We start from the raw sequence: 22331 nt of genomic DNA, 5'->3' as shown, positions 1-22331 counted from the left end.
TGCTTATTGCGCAATTCCCTTTCCGAAGCAACTGCCCTACACCTGCGGCAAACTTGATGACAGGCTCATGACGTACACTCCGTTTTTCATTCACGGCGAGGATCGCCCGTCCCGCTGGCTGATTACCTGCGACCATGCAACCAACACCGTACCGCCCGAAATCAACGGCGGAGACCTTGGCCTGCCGCGCGAGGATATGGAGCGTCACATCGCCTATGACGTAGGCGCCTACGAGGTGTCGAAACATCTGGGCGAAATTCTCAACGCTCCGGTGATCGCCGCCAATTTCTCGCGTCTGGTGATCGACCCGAACCGCGGCGAGGACGACCCGACGCTACTGATGAAGCTCTATGACGGTTCGATCATCCCCGGCAACCGCCACGCGGACGCGGCCGAAAAGGAACGCCGCCTGAACATGTGCTACCGCCCCTATCACGAGGCGCTGGCGCAGTTGGCGGCCCTGCCGCACGCGGTGATCGTGTCGATGCATTCGTTTACCCGTCAGTTGCGGGGCCGCGAACCGCGCCCCTGGCATATCGGAATCCTGCACACGCCGGATGAACGTTTCTCACGTCCGCTGATCAACCGGCTCAAGGCAGAGGGCGATTTGTGTGTTGGCGTTAACGAACCCTATACCGGGGTTCTTCCCGGCGATGCGATCGATAAGCACTGCACCAGCTTCGGTCGCCCGAACGCGCTGATCGAACTGCGCAATGACCTGATCGCAGACCATACCGGACAGCGTGAATGGGCCGAACGTCTGGCCCCGATCTTGCAAAGCGCCTTGGAAGACAGCGACCTGTGACGTTGGGTCACCTCGGGCCGTTTCCCGACCTCACGTTATTGTGAGCATACCCCGCGAACCCCATATATTTAGGGAAAGGAGACGACCATGACTCAGGAAATCCTGACGACCGTCTTCGGCTGGATGACGGTCCTGAACATCGCCCTTTTGGGCTTTACCACATTGATGATCATAGTCCTTCAGGACTGGATCGCGGGGATTCACGGCCGGATGTTCCAGATGGAACGCGCCGACGTGAAAAGGGCATATTTCAGGTATCTCGCCAACTACAAGATCCTGACAATCGTATTCTGCCTGATGCCCTGGCTGGCGCTGAAACTGGCATGAATTCGATTTCAAAGGCTGGGAGGATTCCGTTAGGCCCTTCCTGTTTGTTGTAACAAAGCCGCCGGATTGTTAGTTCAGGCTCGGAACACAAGACAATAACTCGGAGCCATCTCATGGACAAGCAAACCGAAATCGAACTTCAGGCCGCGGCCTTCCGCCGGTTGCAGAAGCACCTGATGGAAGACCGCACCGATGTGCAGAACATCGACATGATGAACCTTGCCGGATTCTGCCGCAACTGCCTGTCGCGTTGGTATCAGGAAGCGGCCAATGAAAAGGGCATTGAGATGGGCAAGGAAGAAGCCCGCGAAGTTTTTTACGGCATGACGATGGATGAGTGGAAAGCCAACTTCCAGACCGAAGCCAGCCCCGAGAAGCAAGCCGCCTTCAAGGTCGCCTTCGAAGAGAATGTCACCAAGAAAGGCTGACGCCTGAAAAAAGGCCCGCCAATGCAGCGGGCCTTTTCTTTAGATCGCGGCCTTGCGGCTTTCGTCCAGATAAATCTCGCGCAAACGCTTGGCAATCGGACCCGGCGTTCCGTCGCCCAACGCCACACCGTCAATCTCGACGACGGGCATGACAAATGCACTGGCCGAAGTCGTGAAAGCTTCATCCGCCTCTTTGGCTTCGTCGATGGTGAACAGCCGCTCTTCGATTTCCATCTGCGCTTCTGCCGCCATACGCAGCACGGCCTTGCGGGTAATGCCGTGCAAAATGTCGTTGGACAGCGGACGGGTGACGATCTTGCCGTTCCTGACGAAATAGGCGTTGTTGCTGGTGCCTTCGGTCACATAACCGTCCTCGACCAGCCACGCATCGTCACAGCCCGCTTTCTTGGCCATCATCTTGCCCATCGACGGGTACAGCAACTGCACGGTCTTGATGTCGCGGCGGCCCCAGCGGATATCCTCGATCGAAATGATCTTGGCACCCTTTTTGGCGGCCGGGCTGTCGGCCAGACCCGGCTTGTTCTGAGTGAACAGAACAAGGCTGGGTTTGGTATCCGCAGAGGGGAACACAAAGTCACGGTCGCCGTCCGATCCGCGGCTCACCTGAAGGTAAATCAGACCCTCATCAATGCCATTCAGCTCCACCAGCTTTCGGTGGATCTCAAGCAGTTCTTCCTTGGTGCAGGGCTCGGCCATCTCCAACTCGTCCAACGAACGTTTGAGGCGCACGGCATGACCTTCAAAATCAATCAGCTTGCCGTCCAGAACGCTGGTGACTTCGTAAACGGCGTCTGCAAACAGAAAGCCTCTGTCAAAAATGGATACCTTCGCCTCGGTCTCGGGCAGGTACTCGCCATTCACGTATACGGTGCGGGTCATGTATGTCTCCTCAGCCCCAAAGTGCCGCCACGGGCGGGTGCACTCCGGCGTCATCAAAAATCAGCGGGTTGTCGCGGTCTTCAGCCAACAGAAGCGGACCGTCAAGGTCCGTTACCATCGCTCCCTGCGCCAGCAATGTCGCAGGCGCCATCGCCAGCGAACTGCCGACCATGCAGCCAACCATCACGCGATAGCCTTCGGCCAGTGCGTGTTCGCGCAACGCCAGCGCCTCGGTCAGACCTCCGGTTTTGTCGAGCTTGATGTTGACCACGTCATATTTGCCCTTCAGCGCAGGCAGACTGGCCCGGTCATGACAGGATTCATCAGCACACACAGGCACCGGGCGGTCCATCCCGATCAGGGCCTCATCATCACTTGCAGGCAACGGCTGTTCGACCAGCGCCACACCCAGACGCACCAGATGCGGGGCAAGATCAGCATATACCTCAGCGGACCACCCTTCATTGGCGTCCACGATGATTTTTGCGTCAGGCGCGCCAGCGCGAACGGCTTCAAGCCGCGGCATGTCGTCCGGAGTTCCCAGCTTGATCTTCAACAGCGGCCGGTTCGCGTTTTCGGCCGCCTGCTTTCGCATCGCCTCAGGGGTGTCCAGCGACAGCGTGTATGCAGTGATTTCAGGTCCCGGAACCGGCAAACCGGCCATTTCCCACACACGCTTGCCCGCGCGTTTTGCCTCCAGGTCCCAAAGCGCGCAATCAACCGCATTCCGCGCGGCACCAGCGGGCAGCAAACCAGTCAGCGCCTCCCGGGAAATATTCGCAGGCAAACCCGCGATCTCGGCCTCAACCGAATCCAGCGTTTCGCCATACCGGGCGTATGGCACGCATTCGCCCCACCCCTGATGCGTCCCGTCCGAAATCCGAACCGTCAGCACCCTTGCCTCGGTTCGCGACCCGCGCGAGATGGTGAAGACCTGCGCCAGCCGAAACACATCGCGAGAAACTTCAATCTGCACGAACACGCTCCTTCATCTTTTTCCAAATACTCCCGCCGGAGGCAGAACAGCGCCTGCCGCCGGCGAAACGTTCAGATCACAACGCAGCCAGCGCGTCCACCAGCTTGCCCGACCCAAATCGGAACGGGTCCGTTGCCGGCAGGCCCATGTCGGCTTCGATCCTGGCCAGATAAGCAGTCGCATCTTCCTCGGACATGTGCTGAGTGTTCACCGATACGCCCACAACCTGACAGTCCGGGTTCGCCACTTTCGCAAGTGCCAGCGCTGTGTCGCGCAGGTCTTCCAGACTCGGCAGCTGGTAAGTCGGCAAGCCGCGCATATGCTCACGCGTCGGTTCATGGCTCAGGATCAGCGCGTCAGGTTGACCGCCGTGGATCAAGGCCATGGTCACGCCCGAATAGGACACGTGGAACAGGGATCCCTGCCCTTCGATCAGGTCCCAGTGATCCTCGTCATTGTCAGGTGTCAGCCATTCCACAGAGCCCGCCATGAAATCCGCAATGACTGCGTCCAGCGGCACACCGTCACCAGTGATGAGGATCCCTGTCTGACCGGTTGCGCGGAAGGTGGATTTCATGCCGCGCTTGCGCATTTCGGCGTCCATCGCCATCGCCGTGTACATTTTGCCCACCGAACAGTCCGTACCCACGGCCAAACAGCGCTTGCCCTTGCGTTTGATGCCGTTGGCAATCGGGTAGTCCACCTCGGGCACCCGGACATCATGCAGCGTGCGCCCGGTGGCTTCTGCCACGGCAACCAGATCGGGCTCATCCCGCAGCAGGTTGTGCAGACCCGAAGCCAAATCAAACCCTTCCTCCAGCGCCATGACCAGAACTTTTTTCCATTCCTGGCTGATCACACCGCCACGATTTGCGACCCCGATCACAAGGGTCTTGGCACCAGCCTCACGCGCTTCGACCAGCGACATGTCGGTCAGACCCAGATCGGCCTTGCAGCCTTCCATCCGATACTGGCCCACGGCATTCTCCGGTCGCCAGTCCTTGATGCCAACAGCCACTTTGGCCGCCAATTGGTCGGGCGCATCGCCCAAAAACAGCAGATACGGTGTTTCGATCATCGCCATGCACTCCTTTGATTCCGGCGCAGGCTAAAGAACGCAGCAGACGAGCGTTTCGCGTTTTCGCCCGGACGCACCCTACGCAATAGGATTATCTTGCATTAACCCGCAGAATTGCGGGACAATCTTGCAAGTTTTCAAACTGATTAAACTTTAGTCACCGTCAACACGCCGATTTTCGGCGAATGCTGCAACAGCATTGCCGCAGCTGCACAAAGGCGCTTGCGCCTGACCGCGCAATTTAATACCTCATTGAGCAAGAATACCGCAATTTCCTTTCTCGCACGAGGTCCCGATGAGCTTTCGCATCCAACCCGCCGCCCCTGCGCGCCCGAACCGCTGCCAATTGTTCGGGCCGGGATCGAACACCAAGCTGTTTCCGAAAATGGCCGCTTCGTCTGCGGATGTCATCAATCTGGATCTGGAGGACTCGGTTGCCCCGTCCGACAAGGATGCAGCCCGTGCCAACGTGATCGAGGCGCTGAACACCGTCGAATGGGGCTCCAAATACATGTCCGTGCGGATCAACGGGCTGGATACACCCTATTGGTATCGTGATGTCGTGGACGTGCTGGAACAGGCCGGTGACCGCCTGGATCAGATCATGATCCCCAAAGTGGGCTGCGCCGAGGACGTCTATGCCGTGGATGCCCTTGTCACCGCCATCGAACGGGCCAAAGCGCGCACCAAGCCGATCAGTTTCGAAGTCATCATCGAATCCGCTGCCGGTATCGCGCATGTCGAGGCCATTGCCGCGTCCTCTCCCCGTTTGCAGGCAATGAGTCTTGGTGCCGCTGATTTTGCTGCCTCGATGGGCATGCAGACAACCGGCATCGGCGGAACGCAGGAAAACTACTACATGCTGCGCGAGGGCGAAAAGCACTGGTCCGACCCGTGGCACTGGGCGCAGGCCGCCATCGTCGCCGCCTGCCGAACCCATGGGATCTTGCCGGTGGACGGGCCGTTCGGCGATTTCTCGGACGACGAAGGCTATATCGCGCAGGCGAAACGTTCGGCCACTTTGGGCATGGTCGGCAAATGGGCAATCCACCCCAAGCAGATCGCTCTGGCCAACCAGGTGTTCACCCCGTCAGACGAAGCTGTGTCCGAAGCGCGTGAGATTCTGGCGGCGATGGAACAGGCCAAAGCCAATGGTGAAGGTGCAACGGTCTACAAGGGCCGCCTGGTCGACATCGCCTCAATCAAACAGGCCGAAGTTATCGTCGCACAGTCCGAACTGATCGCCGCGAACGGCTGAACGCCATCTCTTTTTCGATGTAGTCTTTTGATAATGCGCCTCCCATCAAAGGAGGTGCATTTTTTTGTGTCCTCGCCAAGCCTTCGGACCACGCGCTCGCCTACCCGTTGTCGGATACCGTTCCGTTGTCTATCGCTTCCGGATACCGCCCACCCCGCAACAATGTCAGTCGCTTGGCGGCCTTCCTGACATTTTCCTCGATGATGCTCTGATGCGCCTCGGTCGCCCGAACGGCGGGCAGAGCCACGGCCACGGCCCCGCACACTTTGTTGCTGGGGCCAAAATACGGGGCCGCTATCCCGATTACACCTTCCTCGAACGTGCCGCTTGAAATCGAAAGGCCTGTCTGACGGATCTGATCCAGTTGCTGCCGGATTACAGCCGCATCGGTTTGGGTTTGCGTCGTATGCGACTGCAAGGCGCCTCCTTCAATAAACGGCTCTACAAAGGCAGGGGCCGCGAAAGCCAGATAGGCCAGCCCCGAGGCCGTCGCGTGCAACGGCAGCGACTCGCCTGATCCTATGATGACCCGGTTCATGCTTTTGCTTTCGATCGTGGCAATATTGGCCAGCGTTTGGCCCGCGATGCGCGACGCATGCGCCGTTTCGCCCGTGATCGCATTCAGATCCCGCAAGACGATCTTTACCGCATCGACAAGCGGAAAACTGGCCTCGCGCAATTGGGAAAACCGCAGAAACGCGGGGCCCAGATTGAACAAACGTGTTTCCTCGTCCTGTTCGACAAAGCCCTTGGATTCCAGCGCGGCTAAAAACCGCATCGTTGTCGCCTTGTTGTAACCGGACAATTTCGAAAGCTCGCTCAGGCCGATACGGTGGCGTCTTTCATCAAAAAAATCCAGCAATGACAGCGCCTTATGTACTGTTGATGGGCCTTCCGCCATGTCACCTCGCAAACCAGACCTGATGATCCTTACCCCATGCATGAATAGCTTGACAGAGCAGAAGGTCAAAGCAATATTTGATCCATCGGCTCAATATTTGAATTGACGCGCAGCGCAAGAAGAAGCAAATAGACGTCAGCGGACGTGTCGGTCTGTCTCAGATCAAGGCGGCAGAACCCGTCGTGGCGTATTCGCATGTCAGGGCGAAGGCAGCACAGGCTGACCGCCCGGATCGTAACTTATGGGACCCACCCGCCGCGCTGCGGTTTTTGCTGTGCGGATGACAGAACGTCAAAGGAACAGGAAATGGCCAAGGCATTCGCCTCGCAGGGCGATCTGAGCGAAAAGAAAATCACCTTCGATGAAATCGGCGACGGGCTGTACGCTTTTACCGCCGAAGGGGACCCGAATTCCGGCGTCATCGTCGGCGATGACAGCGTGATGATCGTCGAGGCACAGGCCACACCGCGTCTGGCAAACAAGGTGATCGAATGTGTCCGATCCATTACTGATAAGCCGATCAGCCACGTGGTGCTGACACATTATCACGCCGTGCGCGTTCTGGGTGCCAGCGCCTTTGACGCCGGGCAGGTGATAATGTCGAACGCAGCCTACAACATGGTTCTGGAACGCGGGCAGGAAGATTGGGACAGTGAATTCCAGCGCTTTCCGCGCCTGTTCGAAGGACATGAGAGCATTCCGGGCCTGACCTTCCCGACAACGACTTTCTCGGACAGCATGACCGTGTTCCTGGGCAAACGCCGCGTCGACATCAAACAGATCGGCCGCGCCCATACGGCAGGCGACGCCATCATTCACGTGCCGGATCAGAACGTGATGTTCACCGGCGATATCGTCGAATATCACTCGGCCTGCTATTGCGGCGACGGGCATTTCGCCGACTGGGGTCAGACCCTGGACAACATCAAGGCCTATGACGTGGACGCCATCGCACCGGGGCGCGGCGATGCGCTGGTTGGAAAGGAGATGGTGGAAAAGGCCATCGAAAACACCCGCGACTTTGTAGACAGCACCTACCGGCCTGTTCGCAGGATTGCTGCCCGCGGCGGATCGCTGAAAGAGGCATGGGATGCCGTGCGCGCCGAATGCGACCCGAAATTTGCCGATTACGCGATCTATGAACACTGCCTGCCCTTCAACGTCGCCCGCGCCTATGACGAAGCCCGCGGTATCGCCCATCCCCGCATCTGGACCGCCCAGCGCGATCTTGAAATGTGGGAAGCCCTGCAAGGCTGACGAATTGGGGCCGGTTTGATTCAGATCGTGGCGACCCGAATCAGACGGTGAAACTATTGACCTGACGCTCTGGCGCCTGCGCGCCAGGGTTCGAATTTCTGCGCCCTGTTGCGCAACACCTGGGGAGAGAGCCTGTGAACAAGATATTCGAAGACCCTCTTTATGCATACGAGCCCAGCCCGGATCAGACCGCGCCGACACCAGTGCGTCACAAGGTCATTGTTGTCGGCGCGGGCCCGGTCGGGTTGGCCGCTGCCATCGATCTTGCACAGCAAGGGGTCGAGGTTGTCGTGCTGGATGACAATGACAAGGTCAGCTTTGGCAGCCGGGCCATCTGTTTCGCCAAGCGTCCGCTGGAAATCCTCGACCGGCTGGGATGCGGTCAGGCGATGGTCGACAAGGGCGTCGTCTGGAACAAGGGCAAGGTGTTCTTCGATGACCGGCAGGTCTATCATTTCGATCTGCTGCCCGAGTACGGGCATCAGCGCCCGGCTTTCATCAATCTTCAGCAATATTACTTCGAGCAGTTTCTGGTCGAACGGGTTCGCGAATTGCAGGCGCAGGGCGCACCGATCCAGATCCGGGGCCGCAACAAGGTCGAGGCGGTCGGCACCCATCCCGATCACGTCAGGCTTGAGGTGGAAACGCCCGAAGGCTCGTACACCATCGAAGCGGATTGGGTGATCGCCTGCGACGGGGCCGGATCGCCGATGCGGGCCATGTTGGGCAAGGACTTTGTTGGCCGTGTGTTCGAGGACAACTTCCTGATTGCCGACGTGATCATGGAGGCCGACTTCCCGTCCGAGCGCTGGTTCTGGTTCGATCCGCCCTTCAACAAGGGGCAATCCGCGTTGCTGCACAAACAACCGGACGGCGTCTGGCGCATCGACCTGCAACTGGGCTGGGACATCGACAAAGAGCGCGAGAAGCGCCCCGAAAACGTCATCCCGCGCCTCAAGGCAATGCTGGGCGATGATGTCGAGTTCGAGTTGGAGTGGGTCAGCATCTACACCTTCCAGTGCCGCAGGATGGAACAGTTCCGCCATGACCGGGTGATCTTTGCCGGCGACAGCGCGCATCAGGTAAGCCCGTTTGGCGCGCGCGGTGCCAACTCGGGCCTGCAGGACACGGACAACCTGTGCTGGAAACTGAAGCTGGTGATCGACGGTCTGGCTCCGGAAACGCTTCTGGACAGCTATGATATCGAACGTATCCACGGGGCGGATGAGAATATCCTGAACTCGACCAGGTCCACCGACTTCATCACACCGAAATCCCAGATGTCCCGCATCATGCGCGACGCGGTGCTGGATCTGAGCGAACATTATGAATTCGCCCGTCCGATGGTGAACTCCGGTCGGTTGAGCGTTCCCTGCACCTATGATGGCTCGCCCCTGAATTCGGCGGATGCGCTGAACGGGCCGGCTTCGACCCGTCCGGGCTCGCCCTGCCCAGATGCGCCATTGGGGGACGGCTTCCTGCTGCCGAAACTGGCCGGGAAGTTCACCCTGATGACCATTGATGCCGATGCCCCGGATGAGATCGAGGTGGACGGCATCACGGTTTCGCGCCTGGCCCTGTCGATCAAGGACGACCGGACAATGGCCCTGAAACGCCGCTATCTGGGTGATGCGCCGCAGGGGGTCTATCTGATCCGACCGGATCAGCATGTGGCGGCGCGACGCGACACCTACGAAGAAAACGCATTCCGGCATGCGGTCCGCCGCGCCACAGGTAAGGAGTAATCGCCATGGCCGATCTGATCCTCACGCCAAATTTCGACAATACCGATGGGTTCTACGCCGATCTGCTGGATGCACATGAAGGGCTGGACAAGGCACAGGGGGACGCGCTGAACGCGCGCCTGGTGCTGGTCCTGGCCAACCATATCGGGGACAACGACGTGCTGCGACAAGCCCTGCGCGCCGCGTCGCTTCAACAGGAGGACAACACGTGAAAATCGAGAAAATCCACCACGTCGCCTATCGCTGCAAGGACGCCAAGGAAACCGTCGAATGGTACGGCAAGATGCTGAACATGGATTTCATCCTGGCCATTGCCGAGGATCACGTACCATCGACCCACGAGCCTGATCCCTACATGCATCTGTTTCTGGATGCGGGTGACGGCAACGTTCTGGCCTTTTTCGAGCTGCCGACCAAGCCCGAGATGGGGCGCGATCCCAACACGCCAATCTGGGTGCAACACATCGCCTTCAAGGTGAAAGACCGAGAGACGTTGCTGCAGTTCAAAGACCATCTGGAAGCCAACGGTGTCGAGGTTCTGGGCGTCACCGACCACTCCATCTTTCACTCGATCTACTTCTTCGACCCAAACGGGCACCGGGTCGAACTGGCCTGCCCCGATCCCGAGGAAGAGGCGATGCTCAAGCGCATGGACGAGGTCAAATGGCTGATGCTGGATGAATGGTCAAAGACCAAGAAGGCCCCGAAACACGCCGACTGGCTGCATGCCAAAGAACTGAACAAATAACGTGGCAAAAAGGCCGCCTGTTTTTTGCATAACAGGCGGCCTTTTTTCTCAGCTATCGCGGAACGTCCAACCCGTATTTGTCAAGAATGGCCGAGGCCGCGACAATCCAGCGATCGCGCAGTTCGGCATTCCCGGTGCGGCGCAGCCCCAGCGCCTGAAGATCTTTCAGCCGCGCCGGGTCATCCCCCCCGAAGGAAACGGCGACGCGTGGCCACCAGTAGTCGACCGACGCCTGAATCGCGGCCGTATCACCATCCTCTGCCAGTCTGGCCACACCTTCCTCGGCCAGCTCGGCGTGGCGCGCCTCAACCGGTGCGATCGCGCGAAAGGCTTCGGCCAGAGGTTGATACGAGACATTGCTGAATTCCGCCAGTTGCACGCCAACAGCGCGCCCCATGATCAGGTTCATGACCACTGCGTCCGTCCACCCTTCAAGCGGATAATTGAAGACGGCAAGTCGCATATCATGTTCGTTGCGGGTCGCGCCAATATCGGCTGAACGGTCCAGCCGCGCAGCCCAGGGGTGGTGCGTCGCGTAGCGTTTCGTGTTGGCACCGAACTCACCCATGATGGTCAGGACACGATCGGCATTATCGGTTTTCTCCAACACGATCTTGGCGGCGGCAATACGTTCCTTGATGCCCGGGCCGGTGTTGATGACGTCGGCAAACCCGGCGGCACCGGCCAGCTCGCTGTCCACAAAGGTCGCCATCAGCTTCATCAGTTCGGCGCGATACCGCGAAGGCACGTTCGAAGGGTTTGTCAGCACCCCACCCTGCGCAAGGTAGCTTTCAATGCTCATATCATCCGGCATGACAGGTCCCCTTCTTTATTGATCATAATCGACGACGACGGTGTCGGTCAGAGGGAAGGACTGACAGGACAGAACATAGCCCTTCTCGACCTCATAATCCTCCAGCGCATGGTTGGTCACCATCTCCACCTCGCCCTCAATCACTTTGCAGCGGCAGGTCGAACAGACCCCGGCCTTGCAGGCATAAGGTGCATCCATTGCGTTCTGCAAGGCCGCGTCCAGCAGCGTCGTGTCCTTGGGCATATCGATGGTCTGGGTTGCGCCGTCCAGCGTGATGGAGGCCTTTGCCGTATTGGCGCTGCTGGCGGAATCCTTGGCCTTGGCTTTGCGCTTCAACCGACCGGGCTGGGCGCTGGCGAAAAGTTCGAATTTGATCTGACCGTCATCCAGCCCATGGTCGCGCAATGCACGGGCTATGCCCAACATCATCGGCTCGGGGCCGCAAATGAATGCGGTATCGACATTTTCGATGTCGATCCAACCGGTTTTGAACAGTTGCGCGCATTTTTCTTCCGTCACCATTCCGGTGAACAGATCGATTTCCTGTGCATCCGTTTCGAGCACATGGATGACGTTGAAACGTCCCATAAAGCTGTTCTTCAGGTCCTCAAGCTCCTCGCGGAACATGATCGAATTCACGCTCTTGTTGGCGTAAACAAGCGTGAAGCTGGAATTGGGTTCGCGTGACAGGGTGGTTTTCAGGATCGACAGCACCGGGGTAATGCCGGACCCGCCCGCGAAACCCAGATACTGCTTCTCGTTTCCGGCATTCAGTTCGGTAAAGAACCCACCCATCGGCGGCATCACCTGAATGGTGTCCCCCACCTTCAGGTCTTCGTTGGCCCAGGTCGAAAACGCACCGCCATCGACCCGCTTGATGCCGACCTGCAGGACACCGTCATCCTTGCCCGCGCAGATCGAATAGGATCGGCGCAGTTCCTCACCGTCAAAGTCGCGGCGAAATGTCAGGTACTGGCCTTGCGTAAACTCGAACTCGGCAGCCGCACCATTCTCGGGCTTCAGCGTCACGACCACTGCATCGCGGATCGTTTTGCGGATGTCTGTGACTTCAAGATCATGAAAGCGCGCCATGGGTTCCTCCCTCAGATGCACTTGAAATAGTCGAACGGTTCCAGGCAGTCGCAACACCGCCACTGCGCCTTGCAGGGGGTCGAGCCGAACTGGCTGAGCTTTTCGAGATGGTTGCCACCACAACGCGGGCAGCGTTCGGGTCCGCCTGCCGGTTGCGGCGGTGCGATGCCGAACTCTTCCAGGCGCAGGCGCCCCTTGTCCGACAACCAGTCGGTGGTCCATGCCGGTGAAAGCTGACGGCGAAGTTCCAGCCGGTCGATCCCCTTTTCGCGCAGCGCCGTCTGGATATCCAGATTGATGACGCTGGTCGCCGGGCAACCCGAATAGGTTGGTGTAACCGTGACAACCAAAAGATCATCTTCCCACGCGACGTCGCGGATGATCCCCAGATCCACCAGAGAGATCACGGGGATTTCCGGATCGGGCACATGGTCCAGCCACTGCCAGATTTCGCCGACGGAGGGCCGCGCCATCACTGTCACCACCGGCAACCGGGATAGGCACGCGGCAGCCACTGCATCGTGCACAGCAGATGGCCCAGATGTTCAGTATGCATCTGGCCGGTGCGGCCACCCTTATGGGCAAACCGGCTTTCGGGAATGATCAGCGTCGCCTCGGACAGGACCCGGCCCACCAGCGTGTCGTATTCTTCACGCAACTGGCCGGGGTCGCTCGAGATACCGGCCGTAACCATGGCCTCATCGACCGCGTCGCCTTCAAACATTTCTCCGACATAGGGCCACAGGTAGTTCAGGGCGGCCTGCATCCGGTTATGGCTTTCCTCGGTTCCGTCTCCCAGACCGACAACCGTGTCGGCAGATCTTTCCAGGTGATACGCCACTTCTTTGCTGGCCTTTTCAGCGATCTCGGCCACAGTCCGATCCGACGATCTGATCAGCCGGCCCAGCATGATGGAATGCCACGCATCGAACAGAAACTGACGCATCAGGGTTTGACCGAAGTCGCCATTGGGCATCTCGACCAGCAGAACGTTGCGAAAATACCAGACGTCGCGAAGAAAGGCCAGATCGTCCGCCGACTTGCCTTCGCCCTCAATTTCGGCCGCATAACCCAGCCAGAGCTGCGTCTGACCGATCAGGTCCAGCGCCGTATTGGCAAGCGCGATGTCCTCTTCCAGCACCGGCGCATGACCGCACCATTCGGACACCCTGTGCCCGAGGATCAGAGTATTGTCGCCCATCCGCAGCAGGAATTGCAGCAGGGCCTGTTTGTCGACTTCTGCCATCACATATGCCCCACTTCGTCCGGGATGTCGTAAAACGTCGGGTGGCGGTAGACCTTGCTCTCGGACGGTTCGAACAGAGGGCCCTTCTCGCCGGGTGCGGTGGCCGCGATGTGCCGGGCTTCTACCACCCAGATCGACACGCCTTCGTTGCGGCGCGTATAGACATCGCGCGCGTTCTTGATCGCCATTTCGGCATCTGGTGCATGCAGTGAACCAACATGCCGGTGGCTCAGCCCATGCTGGCCGCGGATGAAGATTTCCCAAAGGGGCCATTCATTTTTCATAGCGGAACCTCCTGATTACTCTGCCGCGTGCTTGCGGGCGGCTTTCTTGCGGGCATGTTCCAGCAAGCCGTCGCGCACCCACGCGCCGTCGTCCCACGCCTTGTTGCGCGCAGCCAGCCTGTCCACGTTGCACGGACCATTGCCCTTGATGACGTTGAAGAACTCGGACCAGTCCGGGTCGGTATAATCGTAGTGGCCGCGCTCTTCGTTCCATTTGATGCCGGGATCCGGCAAATCGAGGCCAAGGAACTCGATCTGCGGAACCGTCTGGTCCACGAACTTCTGGCGCAGCTCGTCATTGGTGTTGATTTTGATTTTCCACGCCATCGACTGCGCAGAGTGCACTGAGTCCTTGTCGGAGGGGCCGAACATCATCAAAGACGGGAACCACAGCCGGTTCAGCGCGTCCTGAGCCATTTTCTTCTGCTCGGGCGTACCTTCAGCCATCTTGCGGATGGCGTCATATCCCTGACGCTGATGAAAGCTTTCTTCCTTGCAGATGCGGATCATCGCGCGCGAGTACGGCCCGTACGATGTGCGCTGCAACGGCACCTGATTCATGATCGCCGCACCATCCACCAGCCAGCCGACGGCACCGATATCCGCCCAGTTCAGGGTCGGATAGTTGAAGATCGACGAATACTTCATGCGCCCGTCCAGCAACATTTCGGTGATCTCATCGCGGCTGACCCCAAGCGTTTCCGCAGCACAGTAAAGATACAGACCGTGCCCGGCCTCATCCTGCACCTTGGCCAGCAGGATGGCCTTGCGTTCCAATGTGGGCGCACGGGTGATCCAGTTGCCTTCGGGAAGCTGGCCGACGATTTCTGAATGCGCATGCTGCCCGATCTGGCGGATCAGGGTCGCACGGTAGTCGTCCGGCATCCAGTCCCTTGGTTCGATCTTGATATCGCGGTCGATCTTGTCCTGGAACTCACGCTCCTGATCCGTCATCTCGTCTTTGGATTTGACGCCGGTTCCGGCCGTTTTCACAAGTTGAGCATACATCTGGGGTCTCCTCCCTTAGACGCGTTCAAGGATCAGGGCGACGCCCTGACCCACGCCGACGCACATGGTGCAAAGCGCATAGCGCCCGCCCGAGCGTTGCAGTTGATAAGCCGCGGTCAGCACGATGCGGGCTCCCGACATGCCCAGCGGATGACCCATTGCGATGGCACCACCATTGGCATTCACGTGCGGTGCATCATCGGCAACACCAAGCTCACGCAGCGTGGCAAGGCCCTGAGCCGCAAACGCCTCGTTCAATTCTATCACATCCATCTGATCGATACTCAGACCGGCGCGGGCCAGCACCTTGCGGCTGGCCGATACCGGGCCGATCCCCATGACGCGCGGCTCGACACCCGTAGCGGACATCCCAACCACGCGCGCCATGGGCGTCAGGCTATTCTTTTGCGCGGCCGCCTCGCTGGCCAGAAGCAGCGCCGCTGCGCCATCGTTCACACCCGAGGCGTTACCCGCAGTCACGGTTTTGTCGGGGCCATTCACGCCTTTCAATCCGGCCAGCTTCGCAGCATCGGTTCCGGGACGGGGATGTTCGTCCGTATCCACGACAACCGGATCGCCCTTGCGCTGCTGGACCAAGACCGGGGTGATCTCATCCCGGAAAATCCCCGCCTCATGCGCTGCCTGCCAGCGAGCCTGGCTGCGGGCCGCGAAGTCGTCCTGATCCTGACGGCTTACGCCATAGTCTTCGGCCACGTTGTCAGCCGTTTGCGGCATGCTGTCCACGCCGTACATGTCTTTCATCTTCGGGTTTACGAACCGCCAGCCAATCGTTGTGTCATAAACCGCATTGGCGCGGCTAAAGGCGCTGGTGGCCTTGGGCATGACGAAAGGCGCGCGGCTCATGCTTTCCACGCCGCCCGCAATTGCCAGATCGAAGTCGCCCCCCCGGATTCCACGCGCGGCCATGCCCACCGCATCCATGCCGCTGGCGCAAAGCCGGTTCACCGTGGTTCCCGGAACATAAACCGGCAAACCCGCCAGCAGCGCCGCCATGCGGGCCACGTTTCTGTTGCTTTCACCGGCCTGATTGGCATCGCCGAAAATCACGTCATCCACACTGGCCCAGTCCACATGCGGATTCCGGGCCATCAGTGCAGCGATCGGCACCGCCGCAAGGTCATCTGTTCTGACCGAAGACAACGCGCCACCGTACCGGCCGATCGGGGTACGTGTCGCGTCACAAATGAATGCGTCCATCAAAGGCCTCCTGTCGCAACGGCCGGAAATACCAACCGTATGGTCGGTTAATACGGGTCGCGATGATTCGAAGCAAGAAATATGTTACGACTTTTTTGCCATTTCTGAATCAATGTAACTTATTGTTCGACACAACGACCTTCGCCACCAGGAAATACCGCGATCACTATCCGGTCAAAGCGGATTCAAGCGCCTTGATCGAAGGGCGCGGCAACCTGTCGAGGATCTGGAAAACAACCTTTCGGCAGGCCGGACCCTTCCACGCCTCAGGCAGAAACTCTGACGGCAAGTCCGGGTGCCGCAAAACGATGCGGCGCCAGCTGTGAACGATCAGGACGCGCAGCACCGCCGCCTGGAACGGATCGCCGACACCCGAGGCCGGAATGCTCTCCTGAACCGCCCGCAATCGGGTCAAAAGCTGTTTATATCCTTCGTTCAGCGCATCTGGTCCGCAACGTTCGCGCAGCCAGCGGGGAACCGAGAGGTCGCCGCTTTGAACAATAAACAGGTCTTCGATACCTTCCGGAGCCTCACCGGGTGCCATCGCTGCCGTGCTGCTCAGTGGAATGTAGTCACCGGTCAGCAGCAGATCGGCCAGTTCCTGCCGGGACCCGTCCGAACTGTCCGCGATAAGGACATGCCAGGTTTCCGGGCGCACGGTTTCGCGGGCGTAGATGCGCGGCACCGCTGCGGCGCTTTGAGCGCGCCCGAACGCCGTCAGGCTGTGCGTGCTGTTGCGCCCGCTTCGGGTGCTTTCGATCCAGCCCTCCTTGCGCAGTCGGTGCAAAGCAACACGGGTCGCTTCAGACTTTATCCCGGCAAGTCCGGTCAGCCGGGTGATAAGGGCACCGCTGATCTGATCGGTCTCGTTCTGGGCCAGATCGCCGAAAATTGATACCAGCACCGACCAGACCCGCTGCGTGCCGGACGCCGTCAGCTGGGCAATACAGGTTTCGAACCAGTCAGAATGCGGATCCTTCATAGCCTAAGTATAGCCCGGCCAAAGGAAATTGCCATCCGGCCCGCTTCAGTAGGCTACCATTGTCAGCAATTCATATTCCGCCACCAGATCACCATCCTGGTTGGTCAGCGACACGTGCCAGCGCACTTCTCCGTATTCATCATTGCGCCCGGTCTTCTTCATGACAGTCAGCCGCACCTTGATCGCATCGCCCGCTTCCACCGGTTTCATGAAACGCAGGTTGTCCAGCCCGGTATTGGCCAGAACCGGACCTTCGTTGGGTTCCACAAACAGACCCGCCGCAAACGAAAGCAACAAATAACCATGCGCCACGCGGCCGGGGAAGAACGGGTTCCGCTCGGCCGCGGCCTGATCCATATGGGCGTAGAAAGTGTCGCCCGTGAAATGCGCGAAATGCTCGATATCGTCCATGGTGATGGTGCGCGGTGCCGTATGAATGGTCTCGCCAATCGCCAGATCGTGATACCGGCGGGTAAAAGGATGCGCCGGGCCTTTGATCTCGGTCGCGCCGGAAACCCACCTGTCGCCGATCGCGGTCAGGATATCGGGTGAGCCCTGAATTGCCGTGCGCTGCATGTAATGCTGCACCCCTCGCACACCACCCATCTCTTCGCCGCCTCCGGCGCGACCGGGGCCGCCGTGGACCATGTGCGGCAACGGAGACCCGTGGCCCGTTGCTTCCTTCATCGAATCCCGGTTGTTGAAATACAAACGCCCGTGATAGGCCCCGGCCCCCATGACAATCTCGCGCGCGACGGATGGGTCGCGGGTGATCACGGACGCCACCAGTGAACCCTGCCCCTTGTTCGCCAATTCAACCGCATGGTCCAGATCACGATATCCCATGATGGTGCTGACCGGGCCGAAGGCCTCGGTATCGTGCACCCGCCGGGCAGTATCAGGGCTGGCGCAATGGAACAGCATCGGCGGGACAAAGGCGCCCTTTTCGACATCCGCACCGTCAATGGCGAAGTCTTCAGGATTGCCGAAAACCCGCTCGGCCTCCTGCCCGATGATCGCGGCTTTTTCCAGAACATCACGCCTCTGGCCTTGTGAAACGAGCGCGCCCATGCGGGTGGTTTCAAGCCTCGGATCGCCGATGACCGTCTTTGCCAATCTGCCAGAAAGCGCATCGATCACAGCCTCAACATTTGTTTCCGGCGCGATGATCCGGCGGATGGCCGTACATTTCTGCCCCGCCTTTGTTGTCATTTCGCGCTGAACTTCCTTGATGAACAGATCGAACTCGGGCGTTCCGGGTTCCGCATCCGGTCCCAGAACCGAGGCATTCAGGCTGTCCTGTTCGGCCACAAACCGTACCGAGTTCTCAAGGATCACCGGATTGGCACGCAGTTTCAGTGCCGTTTCGGCCGAGCCGGTAAAGCTGACCACGTCCTGCATTCCCAGCCGGTCGAGCATATCGCCCAATCCGCCCGTCACCAACTGCAAGGCACCCGTGGACAAGATGCCTGAATCCAGCATGATGCGCACGCACAACTCTGTCACGTAGCAGGAGTTGGTGGCAGGTTTTATAATCGCCGGAACCCCGGCCAACAACGTTGGCGCCAGTTTTTCCAACATGCCCCAGACCGGGAAGTTGAATGCGTTGATATGCACCGCGACGCCCTGCAACGGGGTGCAGACATGCTGGCCCAGGAACGTTCCGTTGCGCGACAATTGCTCAACCTCGCCGTCCAGGAAGACATGCCCATCAGGCATCTCGCGACGCCCCTTGGACGCATAGACAAAAGTCGTGCCGATGCCGCCATCGATGTCGATCAGGTGGTCGGATTGAGTCGCGCCCGTATCGAAAGACAGATCATACAGTGCCTGTTTGTGCTGCCCCAGATGCATGGCCAGCGCCTTCAGCATCTTTGCCCGCTCATGGAACGTCATTCTGCGCAGGGCGGGCCCGCCTACATCCCGCGCGTGGTCCAGCATTGCCTGCACGTCCAGCGCGTTGTTACCCGCGGTCGCGATTACGTCTCCGGTGACTGCACTGGCGATGGAACGGGCGCCTTCACCCGGCGCAATCCATTCACCGGCGGCAAAGCTGGAAATCTGTTGGATGGTCATATGTGCCTCCTCATCCTTGGCATCCGGTCGGCGAATTTGGCCGGGTCGTTCGGATCAAACTATTATTAACCGATCGGTCGGTCAAATATAAAACAGCAAAAATGCCTATCTATTCCGCATCTATGCCACCCGAGCTGGCAGACGGGCAAAGCCGCGAAACCTGATGCGATTTCCTCTTTGCGCACCCTCCTGCAACTCAAACCCGGGAAAGCGCTCGAGAAAACGGCCAACGGCAACACGACCTTCCATTCGCGCCAGAGTCAGCCCGACGCAGGTATGCGGTCCGCCGGCAAAGGCGTGGTGTTTGTTGGGACGGCGATCCAGTTTCACGGTATCGGGGTCGTCAAACTGGCGCGGATCACGGTTGGCAGCACCAATACAGAGGTGAATATCCGTACCCGCCGGGATCATGTGACCATGGAATTCAACTGCCTCGGTGGTCAGGCGATTGCCGAACTGGTTGGGGCTTTCCAGCCGCAGGAATTCGTCCACCGCCGTCGTGATCAGGTCGGGTCTGGTCCGAAGTTCAGCCCGTTTATCCGGGTGCCTGTGCAACAGATCTAGCGCGTTACCGATCAGGTTTGTGGTGGTTTCGTGACCGGCATTCAGAATGAAGATGCAATTCTGATACAGCTCAACTTCGGTCAACCGTTCGTCCACATCACCCTGCATCAGACGGGTCAGGACATCTGTCTCCGGGTCGCCCGGACTGGCGCGGCGGTCGTCGATGATCCGGCGCAGGTATTCGACGAAATCGGCGACAGCGCGATTGCCCTGCTCCTCCTGCTCGGGCGTCAGCTTGGGCTCAAGCGCCCCAAGTATCGCGAGCGACCAGTCCCGCAAAGGCTCACGCTCGTCACGGGGAATGCCCAGAAGATTTCCGATGATCTCGATGGGAATGGCACCGGCAAAATCTTCGATCAGTTCGACTTGGCCCTTGGCCTGCATCTCGTCCAGCAGGCGATCAACCAGTTCGACCAGCCCCGGCTCCATCTGCGCCAGCGCGCGGGGGTTCAGCGCGCCGACCATCACCTTGCGCACACGGGTGTGCAACGGCGGATCGTTGAACACCAGACTGGTGGTGTGGTGTTCGTATAATGCGCTATCGACCCCGTATTTCGGGCCAAATACCGCTCTCTTGTCCGAGATGAACCGGCGGGTATCGCGATACACCAGATCCAGATCTTCGTATCTGGACAGGATCACGCTGCCATCCGGTTGCACACAAACGGGCGCATCCTCGCGCAAAGCGGCGTAGGTCGGATACGGGTCCTGATGGAACCCCTCGGGAAGTGCGGTCAGCGCGAACATCAGTGCCCCATCGCGCCCATCTGCTCGGGCAGGACCAGCACCAGCCACGGCACCAGAACGATCAACGCCAGGCGGAAGATGTCGGCAACCCAGAATGGTGTCACGCCCCGGAAGATCGTACCGGTCGACACATCGCCCACCACGCCTTTCAGGATGAACACGTTCAGACCGACGGGCGGGGTTATCAGGCTGATCTCGGTCACAACGACCACGACAATGCCGAACCAGATCGGGTCATAGCCCAGCGACGTGACCAGCGGGAAAAAGATCGGCACCGTCAGCAGCAGCATCGAAAGCGACTCAAAAACGCAGCCAAGGATAATGTAGATGCCCAGGATCATCAGAATCACCACGAAAGGCGACACTTCATACGCCGTGACCAGCGCAATCAGCGCTTCGGGCAGACCCGCCAGGTTGATGAAATTCGAAAAGATCTGCGCCCCGATCAGGACCGAGAACAAGGCCGCGGCTGTATAAGACGTCTCCTTCAGCACCTCGAATGTCGAACTCAGCGTCAGGCCGCCGCGCGAAAGGGCGATCAGGAACGCGCCCATTGCACCCATGCCCGCCGCTTCGGTCGGGCTGAAGGTCAGGTTCAGCGGGTGAAAATCAAACGCGCCGTAGAGGCCCCCGATAACCAGGAAGAACAACAAAAGCACGGCCCAGACGGATCGCAGCGCCGTCAGACGCTCGCCCCAGCCGTGGCGTTCACCGGCAGGGCCTGAATCAGGCTTGCGCCAGACGGTCCAGCGCACCGCGAACAGGTAGAAAAGGATGCCCATCATCCCCGGCAATATCCCGGCGACAAACAGCTTCCCGATCGAGGTTTCGGTCAGCAGGCCATAGATCACCAGAATGACCGAAGGCGGTATCAGAATGCCCAGCGTCCCGCCTGCCGCAATCGAGGCGGTCGACAACTCGTCCGAATAGCGATAGCGCCGCATTTCGGGCATCGCAACCTTGGACATTGTAGCAGCCGTGGCCAGAGACGACCCGCAGATTGCCGAAAAACCACCGCAGGCGGCGACGGTCGCCATCGCGATACCGCCCCGAAAATGCCCCAGGAAAGCGTTCGAAACCGCGTAAAGTTCACGCGCCAATCCGCCTTTATTGACGAACAGGCCCATCAGGATGAACAGCGGCACAACCGACAGGCCATAGTCCTGCGCGGTGTCCGTGATCTGGCGGCCCACCATCGACATGGCGGCCTTGAGCCCCCGTTCCGAAAAAATCGCGCCGCCGCGTTCGTAGGCGAAGCCAAACGTGCCAACCAAACCCATCGCAAAGACAATGGGCAAACGAAGTAGCACCAGAACCAGTACCAGTGCGAAACCGATCAGGGCTGCGGTCATTGGGTCTGCTCCGACAGGGCGTGGGGTGCAAAGATGTACATCAGCCCGGTAATCACCATCGCGATGGCGGCAATAACGGTGAAGAAGGTGATGAACCAGCCGACATAGAAGACCGGGATCGACAGGTATTCTGTGACGTCCCCGTAGTCGCGCGCGCGCTCGGACAGTATCCAGACCCTATTGATTGGCCAGATCAGCATGATGCCTGATGCCAGGTAAACCACAGCGTCACGGGCCCGGCTAAGGCGAAGACGGGAAAACAGACCGTCTGTGAGATCGACCGCGATCTGGCCTTTTCCCGCGGAAATCATGGGCAGGACCGAAAACACGAGGATGGCCATCAAAATCCGGGTCAGTTCGGTCGCAGCCTCGATCGGAGCATTGAAAACCGAGCGCAGAATGACATCGCAGAATGTCATCACCATCAGGATGAACAGGGCCACACAGGCCAGCAGCGTCGGAAAAAAACTGGCGCGCCGCGCCCAGATCACGAGATTTCGCATGATTATGTCTCTTGCCGGTAAA

24 protein-coding genes are annotated in these 22331 nt (G+C 59.3%); 8 read left to right on the top strand and 16 right to left on the bottom strand.

Annotated elements, in window-relative coordinates; all coding sequences use genetic code 11:
* The first annotated feature begins 67 nt into the window (after positions 1–67).
* The 3 genes from ACR0JW_RS17310 (at position 68) to ACR0JW_RS17300 (ending at position 1560) form a co-directional block, all read left to right on the top strand.
* Positions 68–805, top strand: a complete 738-nt coding sequence (locus tag ACR0JW_RS17310; protein WP_170682116.1) for an N-formylglutamate amidohydrolase — start codon at positions 68–70, stop codon at positions 803–805.
* An 87-nt stretch (positions 806–892) separates the two neighbouring features.
* Positions 893–1132 (top strand): DUF6868 family protein, encoded by a 240-nt coding sequence (locus tag ACR0JW_RS17305; protein ID WP_170682117.1) that lies wholly within the window; start codon positions 893–895, stop codon positions 1130–1132.
* A 113-nt stretch (positions 1133–1245) separates the two neighbouring features.
* Positions 1246–1560 (top strand): DUF1244 domain-containing protein, encoded by a 315-nt coding sequence (locus ACR0JW_RS17300; protein ID WP_170682118.1) that lies wholly within the window; start codon positions 1246–1248, stop codon positions 1558–1560.
* Between the two features lie 39 nt (positions 1561–1599).
* Here ACR0JW_RS17300 and ACR0JW_RS17295 read toward each other — a convergent pair whose 3' ends face one another.
* The 3 genes from ACR0JW_RS17295 to dgcN all read right to left on the bottom strand — a co-directional run bounded on the left by ACR0JW_RS17295 (position 1600) and on the right by dgcN (position 4514).
* Entirely contained in the window at positions 1600–2460 is an 861-nt protein-coding gene (locus ACR0JW_RS17295; RefSeq protein ID WP_170682119.1) for a D-amino-acid transaminase, read from the bottom strand.
* A gap of 10 nt (positions 2461–2470) precedes the next feature.
* Positions 2471–3436, bottom strand: a complete 966-nt coding sequence (gene dgcA, locus ACR0JW_RS17290; protein WP_170682120.1) for an N-acetyl-D-Glu racemase DgcA — start codon at positions 3434–3436, stop codon at positions 2471–2473.
* A 76-nt stretch (positions 3437–3512) separates the two neighbouring features.
* Positions 3513–4514: an N-acetyltransferase DgcN gene (gene dgcN, locus ACR0JW_RS17285; RefSeq protein WP_170616045.1), complete on the bottom strand. Its 1002-nt coding sequence runs from the start codon at positions 4512–4514 to the stop codon at positions 3513–3515.
* A 295-nt stretch (positions 4515–4809) separates the two neighbouring features.
* Between dgcN and ACR0JW_RS17280 the strand changes: the two genes are divergently transcribed.
* Positions 4810–5772 (top strand): L-malyl-CoA/beta-methylmalyl-CoA lyase, encoded by a 963-nt coding sequence (locus ACR0JW_RS17280; protein ID WP_170682121.1) that lies wholly within the window; start codon positions 4810–4812, stop codon positions 5770–5772.
* 100 nt (positions 5773–5872) lie between these two features.
* Here the strand turns inward: ACR0JW_RS17280 and ACR0JW_RS17275 are convergent, their stop codons facing one another.
* Positions 5873–6673, bottom strand: a complete 801-nt coding sequence (locus ACR0JW_RS17275; RefSeq protein ID WP_480714246.1) for an IclR family transcriptional regulator — start codon at positions 6671–6673, stop codon at positions 5873–5875.
* A 306-nt stretch (positions 6674–6979) separates the two neighbouring features.
* Between ACR0JW_RS17275 and ACR0JW_RS17270 the strand changes: the two genes are divergently transcribed.
* The 4 genes from ACR0JW_RS17270 (at position 6980) to ACR0JW_RS17255 (ending at position 10423) form a co-directional block, all read left to right on the top strand.
* Positions 6980–7930: an MBL fold metallo-hydrolase gene (locus ACR0JW_RS17270; protein ID WP_170682123.1), complete on the top strand. Its 951-nt coding sequence runs from the start codon at positions 6980–6982 to the stop codon at positions 7928–7930.
* A gap of 134 nt (positions 7931–8064) precedes the next feature.
* Positions 8065–9675, top strand: a complete 1611-nt coding sequence (locus tag ACR0JW_RS17265; protein ID WP_480714245.1) for an FAD-dependent oxidoreductase — start codon at positions 8065–8067, stop codon at positions 9673–9675.
* 5 nt (positions 9676–9680) lie between these two features.
* Positions 9681–9887: a DUF2783 domain-containing protein gene (locus tag ACR0JW_RS17260; RefSeq protein ID WP_170616035.1), complete on the top strand. Its 207-nt coding sequence runs from the start codon at positions 9681–9683 to the stop codon at positions 9885–9887.
* Positions 9884–10423, top strand: a complete 540-nt coding sequence (locus tag ACR0JW_RS17255; protein WP_170616033.1) for a VOC family protein — start codon at positions 9884–9886, stop codon at positions 10421–10423. Before ACR0JW_RS17260 ends, ACR0JW_RS17255 begins: the two co-directional genes overlap by 4 nt.
* Positions 10424–10475: 52 nt before the next feature.
* On the opposite strand, the gene ACR0JW_RS17250 is transcribed toward ACR0JW_RS17255, so the two are convergent.
* The 12 genes from ACR0JW_RS17250 to ACR0JW_RS17195 form a co-directional block, all read right to left on the bottom strand.
* Entirely contained in the window at positions 10476–11237 is a 762-nt protein-coding gene (locus ACR0JW_RS17250; protein ID WP_170682125.1) for a Phenylacetic acid catabolic protein, read from the bottom strand.
* A gap of 15 nt (positions 11238–11252) precedes the next feature.
* Complete coding sequence (locus tag ACR0JW_RS17245) at positions 11253–12329, bottom strand: 2Fe-2S iron-sulfur cluster-binding protein (RefSeq protein ID WP_480714244.1); 1077 nt, start codon at positions 12327–12329, stop codon at positions 11253–11255.
* A gap of 11 nt (positions 12330–12340) precedes the next feature.
* Complete coding sequence (gene paaD, locus ACR0JW_RS17240; protein WP_170682127.1) at positions 12341–12802, bottom strand: 1,2-phenylacetyl-CoA epoxidase subunit PaaD; 462 nt, start codon at positions 12800–12802, stop codon at positions 12341–12343.
* A 5-nt stretch (positions 12803–12807) separates the two neighbouring features.
* A complete protein-coding gene (gene paaC / locus ACR0JW_RS17235) occupies positions 12808–13575 on the bottom strand; it encodes a 1,2-phenylacetyl-CoA epoxidase subunit PaaC (protein WP_170682128.1) in 768 nt (255 codons plus the stop codon).
* A complete protein-coding gene (gene paaB / locus ACR0JW_RS17230) occupies positions 13575–13859 on the bottom strand; it encodes a 1,2-phenylacetyl-CoA epoxidase subunit PaaB (protein ID WP_170616022.1) in 285 nt (94 codons plus the stop codon). Before paaB ends, paaC begins: the two co-directional genes overlap by 1 nt.
* Positions 13860–13874: 15 nt before the next feature.
* Positions 13875–14867, bottom strand: coding sequence for a 1,2-phenylacetyl-CoA epoxidase subunit PaaA (paaA, locus tag ACR0JW_RS17225; protein WP_170682129.1), 993 nt, complete (start codon positions 14865–14867; stop codon positions 13875–13877).
* Positions 14868–14882: 15 nt separating this feature from the next.
* A complete protein-coding gene (pcaF, locus tag ACR0JW_RS17220; protein WP_170682130.1) occupies positions 14883–16085 on the bottom strand; it encodes a 3-oxoadipyl-CoA thiolase in 1203 nt (400 codons plus the stop codon).
* A 166-nt stretch (positions 16086–16251) separates the two neighbouring features.
* Positions 16252–17067 (bottom strand): PaaX family transcriptional regulator C-terminal domain-containing protein, encoded by an 816-nt coding sequence (locus ACR0JW_RS17215; RefSeq protein ID WP_170682131.1) that lies wholly within the window; start codon positions 17065–17067, stop codon positions 16252–16254.
* 45 nt (positions 17068–17112) lie between these two features.
* Complete coding sequence (paaZ, locus tag ACR0JW_RS17210; RefSeq protein WP_170682132.1) at positions 17113–19143, bottom strand: phenylacetic acid degradation bifunctional protein PaaZ; 2031 nt, start codon at positions 19141–19143, stop codon at positions 17113–17115.
* 120 nt (positions 19144–19263) lie between these two features.
* Entirely contained in the window at positions 19264–20454 is a 1191-nt protein-coding gene (locus ACR0JW_RS17205) for a cytochrome P450 (protein ID WP_170682133.1), read from the bottom strand.
* Positions 20454–21806, bottom strand: a complete 1353-nt coding sequence (locus ACR0JW_RS17200; RefSeq protein WP_170616009.1) for a TRAP transporter large permease — start codon at positions 21804–21806, stop codon at positions 20454–20456. Before ACR0JW_RS17200 ends, ACR0JW_RS17205 begins: the two co-directional genes overlap by 1 nt.
* Positions 21803–22309 (bottom strand): TRAP transporter small permease, encoded by a 507-nt coding sequence (locus tag ACR0JW_RS17195; RefSeq protein ID WP_170616007.1) that lies wholly within the window; start codon positions 22307–22309, stop codon positions 21803–21805. Before ACR0JW_RS17195 ends, ACR0JW_RS17200 begins: the two co-directional genes overlap by 4 nt.
* Positions 22310–22331 lie beyond the last annotated feature (22 nt).

This window comes from Ruegeria sp. BG6 (assembly GCF_056538465.1).
Note: the sequence above shows the minus strand (reverse complement) of the source record. Positions and strands in the feature narration are given on the sequence as shown.

Bases quoted from the DNA above. Each gene is read 5' to 3' on its own strand.
- ACR0JW_RS17300 (WP_170682118.1), top strand. From the start codon at position 1,246: ATGGACAAGCAAACCGAAATCGAACTTCAGGCCGCGGCCTTCCGCCGG.
- ACR0JW_RS17270 (WP_170682123.1), top strand. From the start codon at position 6,980: ATGGCCAAGGCATTCGCCTCGCAGGGCGATCTGAGCGAAAAGAAAATC.
- ACR0JW_RS17295 (WP_170682119.1), bottom strand. From the start codon at position 2,460: ATGACCCGCACCGTATACGTGAATGGCGAGTACCTGCCCGAGACCGAG.
- ACR0JW_RS17275 (WP_480714246.1), bottom strand. From the start codon at position 6,673: ATGGCGGAAGGCCCATCAACAGTACATAAGGCGCTGTCATTGCTGGAT.
- pcaF (WP_170682130.1), bottom strand. From the start codon at position 16,085: ATGGACGCATTCATTTGTGACGCGACACGTACCCCGATCGGCCGGTAC.
- paaA (WP_170682129.1), bottom strand. From the start codon at position 14,867: ATGTATGCTCAACTTGTGAAAACGGCCGGAACCGGCGTCAAATCCAAA.
- ACR0JW_RS17280 (WP_170682121.1), top strand. From the start codon at position 4,810: ATGAGCTTTCGCATCCAACCCGCCGCCCCTGCGCGCCCGAACCGCTGC.
- ACR0JW_RS17200 (WP_170616009.1), bottom strand. From the start codon at position 21,806: ATGACCGCAGCCCTGATCGGTTTCGCACTGGTACTGGTTCTGGTGCTA.
- ACR0JW_RS17215 (WP_170682131.1), bottom strand. From the start codon at position 17,067: ATGAAGGATCCGCATTCTGACTGGTTCGAAACCTGTATTGCCCAGCTG.
- paaC (WP_170682128.1), bottom strand. From the start codon at position 13,575: ATGGCAGAAGTCGACAAACAGGCCCTGCTGCAATTCCTGCTGCGGATG.
- ACR0JW_RS17195 (WP_170616007.1), bottom strand. From the start codon at position 22,309: ATGCGAAATCTCGTGATCTGGGCGCGGCGCGCCAGTTTTTTTCCGACG.
- ACR0JW_RS17245 (WP_480714244.1), bottom strand. From the start codon at position 12,329: ATGGCGCGCTTTCATGATCTTGAAGTCACAGACATCCGCAAAACGATC.
- ACR0JW_RS17260 (WP_170616035.1), top strand. From the start codon at position 9,681: ATGGCCGATCTGATCCTCACGCCAAATTTCGACAATACCGATGGGTTC.
- paaZ (WP_170682132.1), bottom strand. From the start codon at position 19,143: ATGACCATCCAACAGATTTCCAGCTTTGCCGCCGGTGAATGGATTGCG.
- ACR0JW_RS17250 (WP_170682125.1), bottom strand. From the start codon at position 11,237: ATGCCGGATGATATGAGCATTGAAAGCTACCTTGCGCAGGGTGGGGTG.
- paaB (WP_170616022.1), bottom strand. From the start codon at position 13,859: ATGAAAAATGAATGGCCCCTTTGGGAAATCTTCATCCGCGGCCAGCAT.
- ACR0JW_RS17310 (WP_170682116.1), top strand. From the start codon at position 68: ATGACGTACACTCCGTTTTTCATTCACGGCGAGGATCGCCCGTCCCGC.
- paaD (WP_170682127.1), bottom strand. From the start codon at position 12,802: ATGGCGCGGCCCTCCGTCGGCGAAATCTGGCAGTGGCTGGACCATGTG.
- ACR0JW_RS17305 (WP_170682117.1), top strand. From the start codon at position 893: ATGACTCAGGAAATCCTGACGACCGTCTTCGGCTGGATGACGGTCCTG.
- dgcN (WP_170616045.1), bottom strand. From the start codon at position 4,514: ATGATCGAAACACCGTATCTGCTGTTTTTGGGCGATGCGCCCGACCAA.
- ACR0JW_RS17205 (WP_170682133.1), bottom strand. From the start codon at position 20,454: ATGTTCGCGCTGACCGCACTTCCCGAGGGGTTCCATCAGGACCCGTAT.